The 15,673-nt window shown below is 43.7% G+C and carries 11 protein-coding genes; 8 read left to right on the top strand and 3 right to left on the bottom strand.

Going from position 1 to position 15,673, the window contains the following annotated elements; genetic code table 11:
* Positions 1 to 285 precede the first annotated feature (285 nt).
* Complete coding sequence (locus GSF04_RS17715; protein ID WP_211858122.1) at positions 286 to 3,153, bottom strand: TonB-dependent receptor; 2,868 nt, start codon at positions 3,151 to 3,153, stop codon at positions 286 to 288.
* A gap of 382 nt (positions 3,154 to 3,535) precedes the next feature.
* Positions 3,536 to 5,872, bottom strand: coding sequence for a DNA polymerase II (locus GSF04_RS17720; RefSeq protein ID WP_211858123.1), 2,337 nt, complete (start codon positions 5,870 to 5,872; stop codon positions 3,536 to 3,538).
* A gap of 167 nt (positions 5,873 to 6,039) precedes the next feature.
* Between GSF04_RS17720 and dinG the strand changes: the two genes are divergently transcribed.
* From dinG to GSF04_RS17755, 7 genes are all read left to right on the top strand, one after another.
* Positions 6,040 to 8,109 carry an ATP-dependent DNA helicase DinG gene (gene dinG / locus GSF04_RS17725; RefSeq protein ID WP_211858125.1) on the top strand — a complete coding sequence of 690 codons (2,070 nt, stop codon included), beginning with the start codon at positions 6,040 to 6,042 and terminating at the stop codon, positions 8,107 to 8,109.
* Positions 8,110 to 8,111: 2 nt separating this feature from the next.
* Positions 8,112 to 8,891: a TSUP family transporter gene (locus tag GSF04_RS17730; protein WP_010606576.1), complete on the top strand. Its 780-nt coding sequence runs from the start codon at positions 8,112 to 8,114 to the stop codon at positions 8,889 to 8,891.
* On the top strand, positions 8,888 to 9,487 hold the full coding sequence (locus GSF04_RS17735; protein ID WP_039496840.1) for a primosomal replication protein: 600 nt from the start codon (positions 8,888 to 8,890) through the stop codon (positions 9,485 to 9,487). Before GSF04_RS17730 ends, GSF04_RS17735 begins: the two co-directional genes overlap by 4 nt.
* Entirely contained in the window at positions 9,487 to 10,392 is a 906-nt protein-coding gene (locus GSF04_RS17740) for a histone deacetylase (protein WP_211858127.1), read from the top strand. Before GSF04_RS17735 ends, GSF04_RS17740 begins: the two co-directional genes overlap by 1 nt.
* A gap of 27 nt (positions 10,393 to 10,419) precedes the next feature.
* A complete protein-coding gene (locus GSF04_RS17745; RefSeq protein WP_039496836.1) occupies positions 10,420 to 10,692 on the top strand; it encodes a late competence development ComFB family protein in 273 nt (90 codons plus the stop codon).
* Positions 10,689 to 10,850 (top strand): DUF2496 domain-containing protein, encoded by a 162-nt coding sequence (locus tag GSF04_RS17750; RefSeq protein WP_010375809.1) that lies wholly within the window; start codon positions 10,689 to 10,691, stop codon positions 10,848 to 10,850. The genes GSF04_RS17745 and GSF04_RS17750 overlap by 4 nt, the downstream gene beginning before the upstream one ends.
* Positions 10,851 to 10,950: 100 nt before the next feature.
* Entirely contained in the window at positions 10,951 to 11,745 is a 795-nt protein-coding gene (locus GSF04_RS17755; RefSeq protein ID WP_130125961.1) for an NPP1 family protein, read from the top strand.
* A gap of 63 nt (positions 11,746 to 11,808) precedes the next feature.
* Here GSF04_RS17755 and GSF04_RS17760 read toward each other — a convergent pair whose 3' ends face one another.
* Positions 11,809 to 12,273 (bottom strand): hypothetical protein, encoded by a 465-nt coding sequence (locus GSF04_RS17760; RefSeq protein ID WP_211858129.1) that lies wholly within the window; start codon positions 12,271 to 12,273, stop codon positions 11,809 to 11,811.
* Positions 12,274 to 12,558: 285 nt separating this feature from the next.
* Between GSF04_RS17760 and GSF04_RS17765 the strand changes: the two genes are divergently transcribed.
* Positions 12,559 to 15,669 carry an efflux RND transporter permease subunit gene (locus GSF04_RS17765; protein ID WP_211858131.1) on the top strand — a complete coding sequence of 1,037 codons (3,111 nt, stop codon included), beginning with the start codon at positions 12,559 to 12,561 and terminating at the stop codon, positions 15,667 to 15,669.
* The last annotated feature ends 4 nt before the right edge of the window (positions 15,670 to 15,673 follow it).

The raw sequence follows: 15,673 nt of genomic DNA on the forward strand, positions 1-15,673 counted from the left end.
GATGTTATAAAAGTAAAAATAAGTTCATTTTTTTTATCACTTTTGTAATTCATCGCAAAAAATCACTCTTTACGCAACAATAAAGGTACAAACACTACATTTACACACACCAAGGAACAACATTCAATAAACATTGAGAATTCATATCTGCAATAAAAAAACAACTACCGAAGCACTTGTTACAAATTGGATGGGTTTAGTACTGAAGGAGGCAAACTAGAATGGGGAATTTAAAAAAATCGACCTCAACAGAGGCCGATTTGGGTCAAAATTGCTAAATTTCGGTTAGAACTTCTGAGTTACACCTAAGAAGAACTGACGTCCGAATAGCTTGAAGTTACTTTCGTCAGTGTTCGCGTTGAACGCTGTTTCGATATAAGGAGGTAGTTCGTCTGTTAGGTTGCGAATACCAGCTTGCACCGTTGTGTTTGTATCAAATGAGTATTGTGCGGTTAAATCGTGGTACACATATGAATCAACTTTAGCAACTAAACCTGCTAATGAATCATAATTATCACGCTTAATGTAAGTTAGGTCACCGTACTCAAGACCAGACTGATAGTTCGCAGCCCACACAACACGTAGATTGTCTAGGTCATAACGTAGATTGAATAAGATTTTGTCTTCAAAGTAAGACGTATCATCTTCAAATCTGCCAACTAGATCTTCAACGATAAATGTACCTGTTTCACCATCAAAGTTTTCTTCGCCACGCTCTAAGAAGTGAGTCCATGATACGCTAGCTACAAATGCACCGAAGTTTGTGTCAAATGAATAGTTCACATCAAGATCGATACCACGAGCAGTCATGCTTTGTAAGTTTGTTGTACGACTGTCTACACGATCAACCGAGCCATCAAAGCCACGTGAGATTTTTGCACACATATCTTCTATAAGGCCGGCATAACAACCCTGCAGAATATCATCAGTTGCTAGAGAACCAATTTTACCGTCAATGTTGATATCCCAGTAATCAATAGTAATACCTAAGTTTTCAACAAAGTCAGGAGCCCACACAAAACCAATAGTGAATGTTTCACCTTCTTCAGATTGGACACCTGTGTTGCCGCCTAAACGTGTACGAACTTGCGCATCGGCACTGTTGTGGCCGCCAGCTGGAGCACCCATTTCAAGACATTTAGCCTGACCTGCTGCAGATAAGCCACCAATGTTTGCCGCAGAACACGGATCTGAAGCGCTTTCAAATGAATCAAGCTCTGGCGAATACAAATCGCTTAGTGTTGGTTCACGATATACTTCTGAATAGTTTGCACGGAACTTTAAGCCATCAAAAATATTTGACTCAATTTTAGCCATCCAAGAGAAGTTTGAACCTGTTGTGCTAAAGTCGTCATAGCGTGCACCTAGCGTCAAATCTGCAGATTCAACACCTAAATCACGTACTAATGGGATTAAGAACTCTGCCGACGCAGCTGTGTAGTTCTTAGATAGACCTGTTAGTGGCTTGCTGGTGTTACCAGTCACTGAATCAAAGAACTTACCAGAATCATTTACTTGTTCAAACTCAGTGGTGTAATACTCAAGGCCAAATGCACTTGAAACATAACCTGCTGGAACTTCAAATAGCTCACCAAATACGTCTACACGAACTTGGTGGAATGAATCATTGTAGTGATCGCCTAGTGGTGCAGTAATGTAATCAAGCATCTCTTGAGTCACAGTACCTGGGCCACCAAATACATTTAGCGATACACAGTCAGAAATAGGTGCGTCAGGCGTACCACATACCACATTGCCAGCGTCATCTTTGAATGATGGGCCTAAAGCTTTTGCTAGGTGTGGGCCGTAAAGCTGACCAAAGTCAGTATCTTGAAGGCTATTTGCACCATAGTTGTAGTAAGCATCGAACTGCCAGTTATCGTTAATTGCGCCCTTTAGACCTGCAACTTGTTGGAAACGAACATAATCTTGTTCGAAGTAACGACCACCTTCAAGCATACGACGACGAGAGCGATACACATCTTCACCGAATGGGTTGTAGTAGTTATCAGCTGATACACCGTTAGCCGTCGAACCATTTGAAAGTGTAACTACATAGCCTGGATCATAGGCTGTGTCGAAAGGTACAGCCGCAAGTTCCTGTTTTGAAGTACGCTTATTGATGCGTGTTTCTGTATATACGACAAGGTCATCGTTTAACTCAAATGAAGTATCAACAAAGAAGTTAATCACTTCAAAAGGTGTTTGCATTAAGTTTACTGGGTTGTAGTTGTAAGTATCGTTTACTTCACCACCGCCGACAAATGGGCGCATGTCACTTAGAGAAGGCTTACCGTCGCCACCACTTGGGCATTTATCATTAGTAAAGTTACCTTTACCTTCAACGTAGAAATTACCACAAGGAGTAGAACCCGAACCTAAAATGAATACGTTCGCATTGTCACCATCTGGGATTAAACCGTTCTCGTAAAAACTCTTAGCACCTTCTTCTGAAAGCACCTGCCAAGGATATTGGAAGAAGTTAACGTCTTTCACATCACCCTGATAGATTGGATCCTGCTTGGTATAATCGAAACCTACTGTGATATGGCCTGTATCGAACTCTTTACCACCAACTAGTTGGAAGCTTTGCTCTTTACCACCGCTAAACATATCGTACCAAGACGTTGTTGCTTTAACTTCAACACCTGTAAGTTCTTTTTTAGTGATGATGTTTACAACACCAGCCATTGCTGACGAACCATATGCAACCGAAGCACCATCTTTTAGAATTTCGATACGGTCGATCATTGCAGCAGGAATATTCTGGAAGTCTGAGCTTACAGGCTTACGACCATTGATAAGTACAAGCGTACGTTCTGAACCTAGACCACGTAGTTCTACAAATACGCCACCGCTACCGCCGTTGTTACGCGTTGTTGTTGCTGGCGATCCAGACATAACTGGGTTTGATTGAACAAATTCACCAACGTTGCTGATACCCATATCGCCAAGCGCTTCGCCGCCGATAACAGTGATTGGAGCAGTAGATTCAAGGTCAGTGCGCTTTAAGCGAGAACCTGTAACTTCAATGCGCTCAACGCTTTTCGCGCCTTCTTCTTCAGCAACTGCATTGGTTGCAAATACGGCAGCGCTAGCGCCACCAAACGCGATCGCTAAGCGAACCGCCTTAGTTAACTTATTGTTTAGCATGTGAATCACCCTGGATTGTTTTATTGTAAACAGCTTGTATTAATTATTATTTTGTTGCCTTGTTAATTTCTAAAATAGCAACATTAGGGGCAAGATATTAAACAAACACCAGACCAATGATCAAGGTTAATTATGCTGTTTTTTGCAATTACCAATTTAAGGCACAATAAAAACCAACCACAACCAATTGAATAAAAAAGAATAAAAAATTATTTTGGTTAAAATTAAAACCGATGAATCCTTAAAAACAAAACAATAGAACAATAAATGAGCAAAAGAAGGGTTTTTAAGTTAACAAAAAAGGAACTTTATTTTAGTGTATTTAACTGACTAATTAATTTTAAAACTGGAAGATGCTGGCAGTTTGATTGTACGATCTCGATTAAAGCAAATCGAAACTTTGCTGCCCATCTGAACGAATCGATAGCTTAGAAGCATTGGGAAGCATCTGATATATCGGCAGAATTTGCTTTTCAACATATTGATAATAATCAATATCTACGAGCTTGCCTTGCTGCGCGAACTTAGGTCCATCGGTACTTAAGTAGTACGGTATTTGTGCCCCCTTTTTGGCGGTTTGCAACAACCCATCCTCGATAGCTTGTTTCGCCGCTTTTACTTGGGGAGGAATATTTTTTGTATATAGTTCAACAGACTTACCAAGCTTCTTTTTATAAATGAGTTTTTCGTCTACTTTTCCAGCGAAAATCTCATTTATGTATTGGTGGGTGATCTCAACGGTGTCGAGCCCATCAAACAGCGCGCGAATAATTGCTTGTTGGTACTCCTTTGCAATTTCCGTCCAATCGCTACGCACGGTCTCCATTCCTTTAAAAACCAGCTTTTGCTTGCCAAGCTCTGTGATCTGCCCAACATATCGCTTTTTAGAGCCGACTTCCTGGCCACGAATGGTAGGCATAAAGAAAGGGCTATAATGTGTTTCAAACTCTATTTCTAAATGACTGTGGAGGCCAAAGCTTTCCATCAGCAGTGCTCGCCAGCGCTCGTTAATTTCAGCCATCAGCTGCTTGCCTATTGCTTGGCACGCTTCGCTACGCAAAGACTCGGGTAAACAGACAAAAGTTGAGTCGGTATCGCCGTAGATCACTTCATATCCAAGCTGTTCAATCCAAGTTCGCGTTTGCTGCATAATCTGATGACCGCGCATCGTTATTGAACTTGCAAGACGAGGATCGTAAAACCGACACCCCTTAGACCCAAGTACGCCGTACAAACTATTCATGATGATTTTAATCGCCTGCGAGAGCATCATGTCTTTGTCTAATTTAGCTTGTTCACGTGCGCTGGAGAGCGCAGCGACTAAACCCGGTAAATGATGTTTTGTGCGGCTAAATTTACCTTTATTAAAGCCCTCTATGGCATGTTCAGGATGCTGTAATCCTTCTATTAACCCCATAGGGTCAATACAAAAAGTGCGGATAATTGAGGGGTAAAGGCTTTTGAAATCGAGTACCAAAATATTTTGATAGAGGCCTGGCTTTGAGTCCATGACATAACCGCCGGGACTGTCAAAGTTAATGCCATGCTCAGATAAATTTGGTGCAATGTAACCGCTACGGTGCAGTAACGGTAAATACAAGTTGGTAAACGCGGCGACTGAGCCGCCCATTTTCTCGAGCTCCAAACCCGTCAACAGAGTTCGAGCGAGGGCAAATTCAAGTAAGTTAAGTTTACTAAAAATGTCGAGCACCAATTGACAATCTTGTAAGTTATACGCTGCGAGCGCCGGTTTATCATGATGGAACTGCCTGATGATTTCCTCAAGCCTGTCGTCCTGTGCGATAAGCTTGGTAGTACCCAAAATCTTCTCAGCCACAAAGCTCAGTTTAAATGTTTCAAAGTGATAGGTCGCATTTTTCATCATATCAATGCCATCTAGCATCACTCTCCCCGGAATAAACACCCGGGTATAGTTACCTTTGAAAGTCGACATCACTCCGCCATCTCGCCCTATCGCAAGTGCGACGCCGTTAGCCTGCGCGCGTTCCACAAGTATTGCGGCATCGAATTCAATCACGTTCCACCCGATTAACACATCAGGGTCTAAACGATTTACTTGCTTGACCAGCTCTTCTAATAACGCAATTTCATCTTCAACCCAAACTACATTGACGGCAGCATGTTGCGCCTCACCTATCATGATCACCAGCTTTTTTGTATCGGTCACTAAACCCACCGAAAATAAGACCCCCTCGCCGTTACATTCAATATCGATAGAAAGCATTTCAAGGTGTGGTCTATAATCATCGCAAGCCTTAAATTGCGCCTGAGTAATTTCGATATAGCCCGGTTTTTGCGTAGCTTTTCCTTTGACCCAAGCGGCTCCGCGAATAAAGCGCTCCATTAAATAGCGGTCGGCATGGCGAATATCTTCTTCATATAATGCGACTTTATTTTCAAGTAGCTGTTTTGCCTCATAGAAGTGATTCAAGGTGCGAAATTTCACAACGCAAACAGGGGCTTGATCGAAGTGCTTTAATTGACTTGGCGAGATACTAAACTGCAACTGAGCGCGACTTAGCAGCAGCTCTACTTCCGTTTTTTTATCTTGTTTAATGAAAAAAAGTGGCTGCTCATCCTCTACCCACACCTTGAGTAACTGATGTTGCGATTTGAGCCAATAACACAAGCGCAGTTGGCCATTTACCTGCATCTGCTGTCTCGATAAAACAAAGCCCTGATATATCGCTTGTGCCAACTCCAATACCACCCTAAAATAGACGAATCACTGTAATTATATCCACCTGTTTATTGAACATAAAGTCACAAACAGAATAAAACCTATCCATTAACGCAGTGATTAACTAAAAATCGAGACTCAAGTGGTAGGCTTGCTTCATATCAGAACTCTAGGCTAAATAGATTATGCTCTCAGACAAACTAAAAAAAACCATCCGCCAAGCACATCAAAATGTCGCCTCCGCTTTAGATGGCTTTCGTCCTCGTCCGAGTCAAAATTATCTGGTCGCCGAAATAGCAAAAACACTCTCTGGTGATTATCACCGCACTCAACGTATTTGCGTGATTGAAGCAGGAACAGGCACCGGAAAATCTTTAGCCTATCTACTCGGCGCGCTTCCTGTCGCACTCTCAAGTAAAAAGAAACTCGTCATTTCAACTGCAACCGTCGCTTTACAAGAACAACTGATCAACAAAGAGTTGCCATTTTTAAAAGAACATTCAGGTATAGACTTTAAATTTGACCTTGTAAAAGGCCGTCAACGCTACATCTGCGTACAAAAACTGATGGCTGCCGTCAGCGATGATGAGATGCAAATGTCGATGATGCCGACAACCAGCAGCCCGCTTTCTCAAATGGAGCAAAAGTGCTTGAGAGAGTTAGCACTTGCTTACCAAGAAAAGCGCTGGCAAGGTGACAGGGATAGCTGGGAAGACACAATTCCAGATAAAGTTTGGAATGTTATCGCTTGTGATAAACACGCCTGCCAACGGCAATTAAAATCTCATCACTTATGCCCTTTTCATTTAGCTCGACAAAAGATTGCACAAATGGATGTGCTAGTGATTAATCACGCTTTGTTACTGGCAGACTTAGAACTAGGTGGCGGGACGATATTACCGGAACCAGAAGAAACATTTTACGTAATTGATGAAGCGCACCACCTGCCTCATATTACCAGAGATTTTTCTTCTGCAGCGGCAACGATTAAAGGCACTATCGAGTGGCTTGAAAAGCTACTTAAGTTTAGCGGAAAGATGGCAAACACTGTGGTTTCGCAAAAAGCCATTGGGCAGAATTTCAAACTGAACGATGCCGCCAATGACGCGGCGAAATATCTCAGAGCGGTAAGGGATATACTCGATCAGAGCGACTTTACCTATAACGATGACGATACCTACCGCTTTAGTCATGGCGAAGTACCTGAAGCGCTCACCGTAAAAGCAAAAGACATCGCAGATGCCACGCAAGATGCATTGCGTTGTCTTACCAAGATGCATGATGCTCTGTCGGGCGATGTTTCAGACGGCGATGTGCAAGCATTTTTAGCCGATCCGTTATTGGTTGAAAGCGGTCAATATATCAACCGGCTTGAACAACTCAACAAACTCTGGTTTAGCTATGCTCGAAAAGGCGACAACGTGCCACATGCAAGGTGGATAAAACGCTTAGAATACAAACACCATCACGACCATTTACTTTGCGATTGTCCGATCGAAGTCGGCTATTATTTGAAGGATAACCTCTGGCGTGAGTGTGCAGGCGCGGTGCTCTGCTCCGCAACCCTCAGTGCTTTAGGCACATTTGATCATTTCGCCCACGAAAGTGGACTGGCAAAAGAGCCTGGTGTTAAATATATCAAGGCTGATTCTCCGTTTGATTACCCCAATCAAGCGACATTGCATTTGCCAAAAACCCAAACAGATCCAACGGATAAAGCCTTTAGCGATTATTTAGCGGATGCCCTGCCAACTTATTTAGACACCAATAAAGCCAACCTTGTACTGTTTGCTTCTTATTGGCAAATGAACCATGTGGTAGAAAAATTAAGAGGTAAACATCTCAATATTTTGGTGCAGGGTGAGCTTTCCCGTGACGCCCTACTCACTCGTCACAAAGCAAATATCGACTTAGGTCGCGGCAGTATCTTATTTGGTACACAAAGCTTATCCGAGGGGCTAGACTTACCCGGAAAATACCTAGAGAATCTCGTGGTAACTAAGATCCCTTTCGCCGTGCCAACATCCCCCATTGAGGAAGCCCAAGCGGAATTTGTGCAAAGTAAAGGTGGGAATCCATTTTTATCTATCACTGTACCCGATGCTGCAAAGAAATTAGTACAAAGCTGTGGTAGACTGCTGCGTAAAGAATCAGACTCCGGCCGTATCACCATCTTAGATAGACGTTTAGTTACAAAACGTTATGGCAAAGCCATGCTTGATACTCTGCCACCATACAAAAGGCAAATTGATTAATAATGTTTGAACTCGCTTTAGATCCCACTACTTGGGGGTTACTTTGCTTAGTCGCACTGGCTGCTGGATTTATTGATGCAATTGCAGGTGGTGGTGGGCTGCTAACCGTGCCAGCTTTGCTTACTGCTGGCCTTCCTCCGCATTTAACCTTAGGTACCAACAAGCTTGCCGCGAGTTTTGGTTCTTTAACTGCCAGCTTTACCTACTACAAAAAGCAGTTATTCAAACCTAGCTTTTGGATTGGCTCTATTATTGCCACTGCGATAGGTGCCGTATTGGGCACATTACTTGTCGACTTTCTAAGTATCGAGTTTTTAAATAAACTTATTCCCGTTATTATCATCGCTGTCGCAATTTATAGCTTAGTCGGTAGACTAAGCCCAACAGATTCCCATACTTTGCCAGAAGCGAATCGAGCACTCAAAATCAAGCAATGGGCGCAAGGTTTATCGTTGGGATTTTTTGATGGTATGGCTGGACCTGGTACTGGCACGTTTTGGACTGCGTCTAACAGTATGCTCTATAAAATGAGCTTACTTTTAAACTGTGGTCTTGCTCGTTCAATGAACTTTGTTTCCAACTTTATTTCGCTTATCACCTTTGTAGCCTTGGGTCATGTTAACTTTATGCTGGGTATCACCATGGGCGCCTTTTTAATGTTTGGTGCTTGGCTTGGTGCGCATTCTGCAATTAAGTTTGGCAACAAACTGATCAAACCACTCTTTAACACTGTGGTTATTGTACTTGCTGGCAAGCTCATTTTTGAGGCTTATTTCTCGTGAGTACAGGACTTATCAAGCTTGAGCAACAAGTCAGCCGCTTAAAGCAACAAGCCGCGCAATTTGACTCCGCGAAATGGTTTGATAAGAATCGTTATATGCAGGCACAGCCCAGCTTATTTGATGCCCGTGTATTTCGAACTAAAAGCTTAAAGCTCAGCGACTATGTTGAAGAAATAGCAGAAGCAATGTCTCACCTGCCGCCAAGTGAGCAGCGCCACGCCTTTACATTTGCCATCGAGCGGATAGGCTCGCAAATGGAAGCCGTGTTGAAGGTGTTAAAATCAACCCCGGTCTGGGCGAAAGAAAACAAACTGAATACACCCAAAAAAGCCAAAGTGTATAAGAAGGCAGTGCAGAAGATTATGCAGTCGTCCCATGAGTTATATCAGGAGCTGTCGCAAAATCATGAATTTGAGCGTCGACTGCAAGAAATGATTGATCTCAGAAGACTACAGATGGACAAAGCAGATCCCACTCAGGCTGCCAAACTCAATGCCGAAATATTAGCCCTTCATGCCCGCCTTGGCCGCTGCAGAAAGGCCATTTCCGCCACCGAGCAAAAAATTCAAGAAGTTGAGAAAAGCCAGAGCCGTTAATGCTTTACTACCACCCTATTTATAGCGAGCTAAATCTACCTGAAAAGCACCGCTTCCCTATCAGCAAGTATAAAAAATTATACCAACGAATAAACGCCAGTAAATTTGCTCAATTTATCAAAGAGTCCGAGCAAAAAATCACAGCTGATGCACTGCAACTTTGCCACGACAGTAATTACGTTGATGCCTTTCTAAACGGCACGTTGAGCGAAAAAGCCATTAAGAAAATGGGCTTCCCTTGGAGTGAACAACTAGTTGAACGCACTTTGATTTCTCTAGGTGGCGGTTTAGCGGCAGCAAAGTATGCGCTCGAATATGGATTTGGAGCAAACTTAAGCGGCGGCTATCATCACGCTCATCGCGATTTTGGCAGCGGCTTTTGCATATTTAATGATTGGGCAGTGGTCGCGGCAATGCTCATTGCCCATCAACGGGTTGAGCGCGTGCTTATCTTTGATTGTGACGTGCATCAAGGCGATGGCACTGCAACGATCGTTGCAGATAGAGACGATATCATTACCTGCTCCATCCACTGTGAAAGTAACTTTCCTCGCATTAAACCGCAATCCGATTTGGACTTTGCCTTGCCTGTGAATACACAGGACGCGCAATATGTGGCAACCGTCCGCGAAGCCTTACAACTGGCGGTTCGATTATACCAGCCAGACATCATCCTTTATAACGCCGGCGCAGATGTGTATCAAGGCGATGAGCTCGGACACTTTAGTGTTTCAAAGCAAGGTGTTAGGGCCCGAGATTCGATTGTTTTTGAGTATGCTCATCACCTCAATATTCCATTAGCTTTTGCTCTAGGTGGGGGCTATCAGCGCGACGTTGATCATCTTGTAGATATACATCAACAAACCTTTTTGGCTTTGTTCGATAACCCCGCTATTATGATATAAACTTAAAAGGAATATGCAGGAGGCTGTATGAAGTTACATGATGATATTCATAATTATTATGAAAAGCTGGTAGTCGAACATATCGTCCGTCGTAAGTTAGATAAAATCTATGATGAAGACGTAATGGCCGACTTTTGTTGTACTGTTTTGAACCAACTTCCATCGCGTTATATTCGCTACGATGTCGACATGGAGTTTTACCTGCCTCAGCCCGAGCGTGTAAAAATGGAACAAGCGGTAGAAAGTGCGATTGACTTTGCCATTGCACAAATCGCTAAAAAGGAACAATTTCAAGTATGAGCACCCCTCTAGAACAAGCGCCAACTCATGTAAAACTTGCCGTAGACCTTATTATGTTGTTAGAAGAGCATGATCTTCCTGCAGAAGAAGTCATGGCTGCACTTGAAATTGTCAGATCTGACTTTCAAAAAAAGCTAAACAACCAACAAAAAACTTAACATTAAATATACATTTAAGTCATACTTCTTTTTTAATCTTAGATTCTAATCGATAGCGGTTGTGCAAAACGGCACAACTGCATTTATTAAGGAAAGCAGTATGACAACAACACAACTCCCTTTATTGTCCCTCGCAATTGTTGCAGCGTGTACACAATACGCTTACGCCAATGACTTTGCGGCATTAGACGAAGCCCTACCAGCCCCCTACATTATCAATGGTACTGAACCTGTGTTCGATTTTGACGGTGATGGTTGCCTGCCTAGCGCAGGGATCAGTAGAACTGGCGTGCAAAATTCAGGGCTAAAAACATCGGGGCGCATCACAGGTGATTGCCGAGATAATCAATTTTTAAATACTTCTAATACTGTGCACCGCTACGCTTGTAAAACAACGACTAGCGGCGAGTATTGTGGACACTTCTATGCACTTTACTTCAAAAAAGATCAAGTGTTTGATTACTTTGGTGGTGGTCACCGCCATGATTGGGAGTATGCAGCGATATGGACTCGAGATGGGATAGTTACACACGGTAGTTATAGCGCACATGGCGACTTATTCACTAAACCTGCTAATGAGCTACCATTCGAGAATGGCCACTTAAAAATTGTCTATCATAAAGACGGCATTTTGACCCATGCACTGCGCTTCGCCAAATCAAACGAAATCGCTGAAAACCACTATTACCGCTTTGTCACACCCGCTATCATCAGTTGGTACAAAATGGCTGGAGATGGAATTTCGAACACGGAGTTACGAGAAAAGCTCAATCAATATGATTATGGCTCTGCCACCTTGCCCGTTAAAGACAGTCGCTTCCTCAATAACCTTAATCGCTTTAAACCCAGTGACTACCCAGTGTACTCACAAAGTGATGTAGATAACGCTCAGTAATTGCTATAACAAACTCACCTCACCCGTCGGTGAGGTGAGTCGATATGCTTATACCAATAGGTATTAACCTGCATCTTGCTTTTGCCTCAGCAGCCTTGCTCGCTCTAATTTATATTGTGCAAAGAAAATACTATCCATTTCACTTGTTTGCGGATCGATAAAATAGGCAATATCGTTTCTATATGGCTCAGGTGAGAAGTGTTTGCCATCTTCCCAATAGAGCACAGCGTGTTTTACTAATTCACTCAGATAGGTGTGATCCCACGCATAGTGACAAAAACCATGGTGCTCCCCCAAGTTGGGTGAGTATTTTTTTTCAATATGCGCCATTTGCCCAGTATTTTTGTAATCCGCAAATTGTTTAGCATCTTGCTCAGCAGATTGGGGATCGGTGAAATAGGCAATATCACGCCGAGGGGGTAAGGCTTGCGGTAACCCAAATTTGTCCGTTACGCCACTGCATTTTACAACGATCCACTGAACAAAATGTGCTCCAATAATATGGTCCCATTTTAACGCAACGTACATATAACCTCCTTATGAACATCATTTATCAATTATTGCTAAGAACTGATCATGCTCAGCTAAGTTTAGCCACTTCTATTGATCTTACTAGTACAAGTTCAGTTGCCCTTAATTCAGATCAAAAAGTTTTTCAAACTATAAAAAAGCGTTACAAGGTATTACAGAAATGCTCTTTATCGCTTATTTTCGCCGATTTAGCGCTAACTTTAGCAAACGTGAATTTCACCTTACTGGCACTTTTTTTACATCCCACTACAATGCAGAAAAAGCAAGATTGGAATATACCAAATGAACGTGACACGCAGTTCGCTAAAAAATCCAGCGAGTGTAATTGTCATCTTGGTGTTGATTATTTTATTTGGGCTGTTAAGTATATTTAAACTGCCCATTCAGTTGACGCCAGATATTGAGCAACCACAGATCACGATTTTCTCGGGATGGCGCCAAGCCGCTCCAGAAGAAATAGAATCGGTGATCATCGAACCGCTAGAAAATGCGGTAAAAAACACACCTGGCGCACTTGAAGTTAATACCAACATCAATCGTGGTAATGGCTCTATTACGCTAACATTTGCGGTGGGTGCGAATATGCAACAAGCGATGCTAGATGTGCTAACAAGCTTAAATCAGGCTCCGCCGTTGCCACTTGATGCCCTAGACCCAGTCGTATTCGCCGGCGGTAATAACGGTGAAGCAGCAGCCACTTTGCTGGTCACGCCCAAAGACTATCAATCAAATAGTCTCGACTTTGATATGGCGCAGTTTCAAAAGCAAATCGATGAGTTTATTGAACCAAGACTTGCACGTATTCCCGGCGTGGCACGTGTCGATCTAGCGAGCGAGCGGCCAAAAGAGCTGCGTATTACTTTCGATCCGCACAAAGCCGCCGCGCTTGGTATTAGTTTAGATCAAATCAGTAATGTACTTGCGAGCTCTCGCGATACCTCTGGAGGTCTCGCCAACGTTGGACGTCGTCAGTATACCGTGCGATTCACCGGCCAATACGACCTTTCCAGTATGGCCCAAATGCGTATCGGCTATTCAGGAGACAGGCCAATCTACTTAGGTGATATCGCGAGTGTGGAACGCACCTTCTCAGACCGTTTAGGCATGAGTGGCCGCAATGGTAAACCAGCCTACTATATTCGGATCTCACGGGCCAACGAGGCAAATACCGTTGCCTTACTTGATGAAATCAACCTTGCAATTGATGAATTAAACCAAGGGCCGCTGGCTGAGAATGGCTTGTCGATTGAGCTCAGCTTTGATGCCTCCGTCCACATTCGTAATGCACTTTCTTTAGTAAAAAGTAATTTAGGCCTTGGGGTACTCTTATCTTGTCTAATTCTGTGGCTATTTTTTAGAGGCTTAAAAGCAACTTTGGTGATTGCAGCTACAATCCCCATTTCATTGATGGTCGCCTTTCTCGCACTGAATATCTTTGACCGCAGTCTGAATGTGATCTCGTTGGCGGGGTTAGCATTTGCAGTAGGCCTTGTACTAGACGCCGCTATCATAGTTCAGGAGAATATCTCACGCTTAAGAGCAGAAGGATTCGATAACAAAAAAGCCGCCTTAAAAGGAGCGGCCCAAGTGACCGGAGCATTATTTGCTTCGACAACCACCAGCGTCGCCATCTTTTTACCTATTCTCTTTATGGCGGGTATTGAGGGACAGCTATTCTCAGATTTAGCACTGACACTCTCGATTGCCGTTATTGCGTCAATGTTGTGTGCTATTACCCTTATTCCACTGGCAAACCATTTGTGGCCAGACTCTGAACTAAAACCAGATCCTTATCATCAATACTGGCAAAAACTCACCAATTTCATCATGAAGTTGACCAATAACAGAGTAAAGCAACTTACTTGGATTGGCGTATTACTGGGTGGCTCGGTGGTTGCAACCATGACCATGCTGCCAAAAACTGACTTTATGCCAAGAGCCCCCACCGATGGCTTTTTCTTTAACCTAGTGACACCACCTGGTGGCAATGTGCAGTTTATGGAAGAAGAATTGCTGCTGCGCGTGAAAAAACGCTTAATGCCCTATTACCAAGGCGAAAAAGAACCAGGTATTAAAGACTTTAATTTCTATGCGTTTGGCTCTAATGCTGGCGGCTTTATCTATTCAGCCGACCCTCAACGTGTTGAAGAACTGATGAAAGTGGCCAGAGAAGAAATCTTCGTTGACCTTCCCGATACTCAAGTGTTTTTCTTTCGCGGCTCGATGATCCAAGTCGCCAATGGCGGCGATGGTCGCGATATCAATATTGACCTCACAGGTCCCAATATGGACGACTTAATCTCAGCAGCTCAAGTGGCTTTGCAGGCAGTACAAACCGCGCTACCAGAGGCAACTGCCAGACCTCAGCCGCGATTGGATATGGCAGAGCCAGAGCTTAGATTAACGCCTAACGATCGCAGGATCACCCAAGCGGGATTCACGCGTCGAGATGTGTCTCAAGCGGTACAAGCTTATACCGGTGGATTATTCGTCAATGAGTATTTTGATGGTAACGAGCGCATGAATGTTATCCTTCGTGGTATCCCTTGGCAAAGCCCTGAGGAACTAAAAGCCTTGCCCATCGTAACACCTCAGTCAGGAATTCAAACTCTCGGCGAGTTGGCAAATATAGAACGTACAGTTGGCCCGACGCAACTGCGGCGTGTGAACGGTCGCCGTACGGTCAGCATTGTTGTCACGCCTCCGGTTGATATGAGCCTGCAGCAAGTGCAAACCATCTTGAGTGAACAGGTAATGCCAAAAGTGCGCGCAAGCCTGCCGGCCAGTGCTGGTGCTATTTTGGCGGGGAATGCGCAAAAGATGAATTCCGCAATGGAAGAAATGGCGTTGAATTTTGTCCTCGCATTGTTCATTTTATTTTTGTTAATGACCGCGCTGTTCAAGTCCGCCAAAGACAGCGCCTTGGTATTGTTAGTGATGCCACTGGCTATCGCAGGTGGCGTGCTGGCTCTGTATATCTTAAACCTCTTTACCTTCCAGTCCTTGGATTTACTGACCATGATAGGTTTTATCATCTTGCTTGGACTGGTCGTAAATAACGCCATTTTGCTGGTGGATCAGACTCGCGTTGCGATGGCATCAGGCATGAGCCGTGAAGAATCGGTCAGACAAGCGGTGTTACTAAGAGCAAGACCCGTTTACTTGAGCACCTTAACCAGTCTGTTTGGCATGCTGCCACTCATGCTCATGCCAGGCGTCGGCTCAGAAATCTACCGCGGCCTTGCGACCGTCATCGTCGGTGGCATGGCTATCAGTGCATTATTTACCTTAGTGTTGATGCCAAGTTTATTGCAACTGGGGCGGCAAACTCCGCCATCCGAAACAAACAAATCAACGGCCAAAGCCCCGCTCAGCCTAGTTGCCAATCAGTAAGTAG

The sequence above is a fragment of the Pseudoalteromonas sp. A22 genome, assembly GCF_018141345.1.
Lineage (GTDB): Bacteria > Pseudomonadota > Gammaproteobacteria > Enterobacterales > Alteromonadaceae > Pseudoalteromonas > Pseudoalteromonas maricaloris.

Bases quoted from the DNA above. Each gene is read 5' to 3' on its own strand.
- dinG (WP_211858125.1), top strand. From the start codon at position 6,040: ATGCTCTCAGACAAACTAAAAAAAACCATCCGCCAAGCACATCAAAAT.
- GSF04_RS17755 (WP_130125961.1), top strand. From the start codon at position 10,951: ATGACAACAACACAACTCCCTTTATTGTCCCTCGCAATTGTTGCAGCG.
- GSF04_RS17765 (WP_211858131.1), top strand. From the start codon at position 12,559: ATGAACGTGACACGCAGTTCGCTAAAAAATCCAGCGAGTGTAATTGTC.
- GSF04_RS17740 (WP_211858127.1), top strand. From the start codon at position 9,487: ATGCTTTACTACCACCCTATTTATAGCGAGCTAAATCTACCTGAAAAG.
- GSF04_RS17750 (WP_010375809.1), top strand. From the start codon at position 10,689: ATGAGCACCCCTCTAGAACAAGCGCCAACTCATGTAAAACTTGCCGTA.
- GSF04_RS17745 (WP_039496836.1), top strand. From the start codon at position 10,420: ATGAAGTTACATGATGATATTCATAATTATTATGAAAAGCTGGTAGTC.
- GSF04_RS17760 (WP_211858129.1), bottom strand. From the start codon at position 12,273: ATGTACGTTGCGTTAAAATGGGACCATATTATTGGAGCACATTTTGTT.
- GSF04_RS17730 (WP_010606576.1), top strand. From the start codon at position 8,112: ATGTTTGAACTCGCTTTAGATCCCACTACTTGGGGGTTACTTTGCTTA.
- GSF04_RS17715 (WP_211858122.1), bottom strand. From the start codon at position 3,153: ATGCTAAACAATAAGTTAACTAAGGCGGTTCGCTTAGCGATCGCGTTT.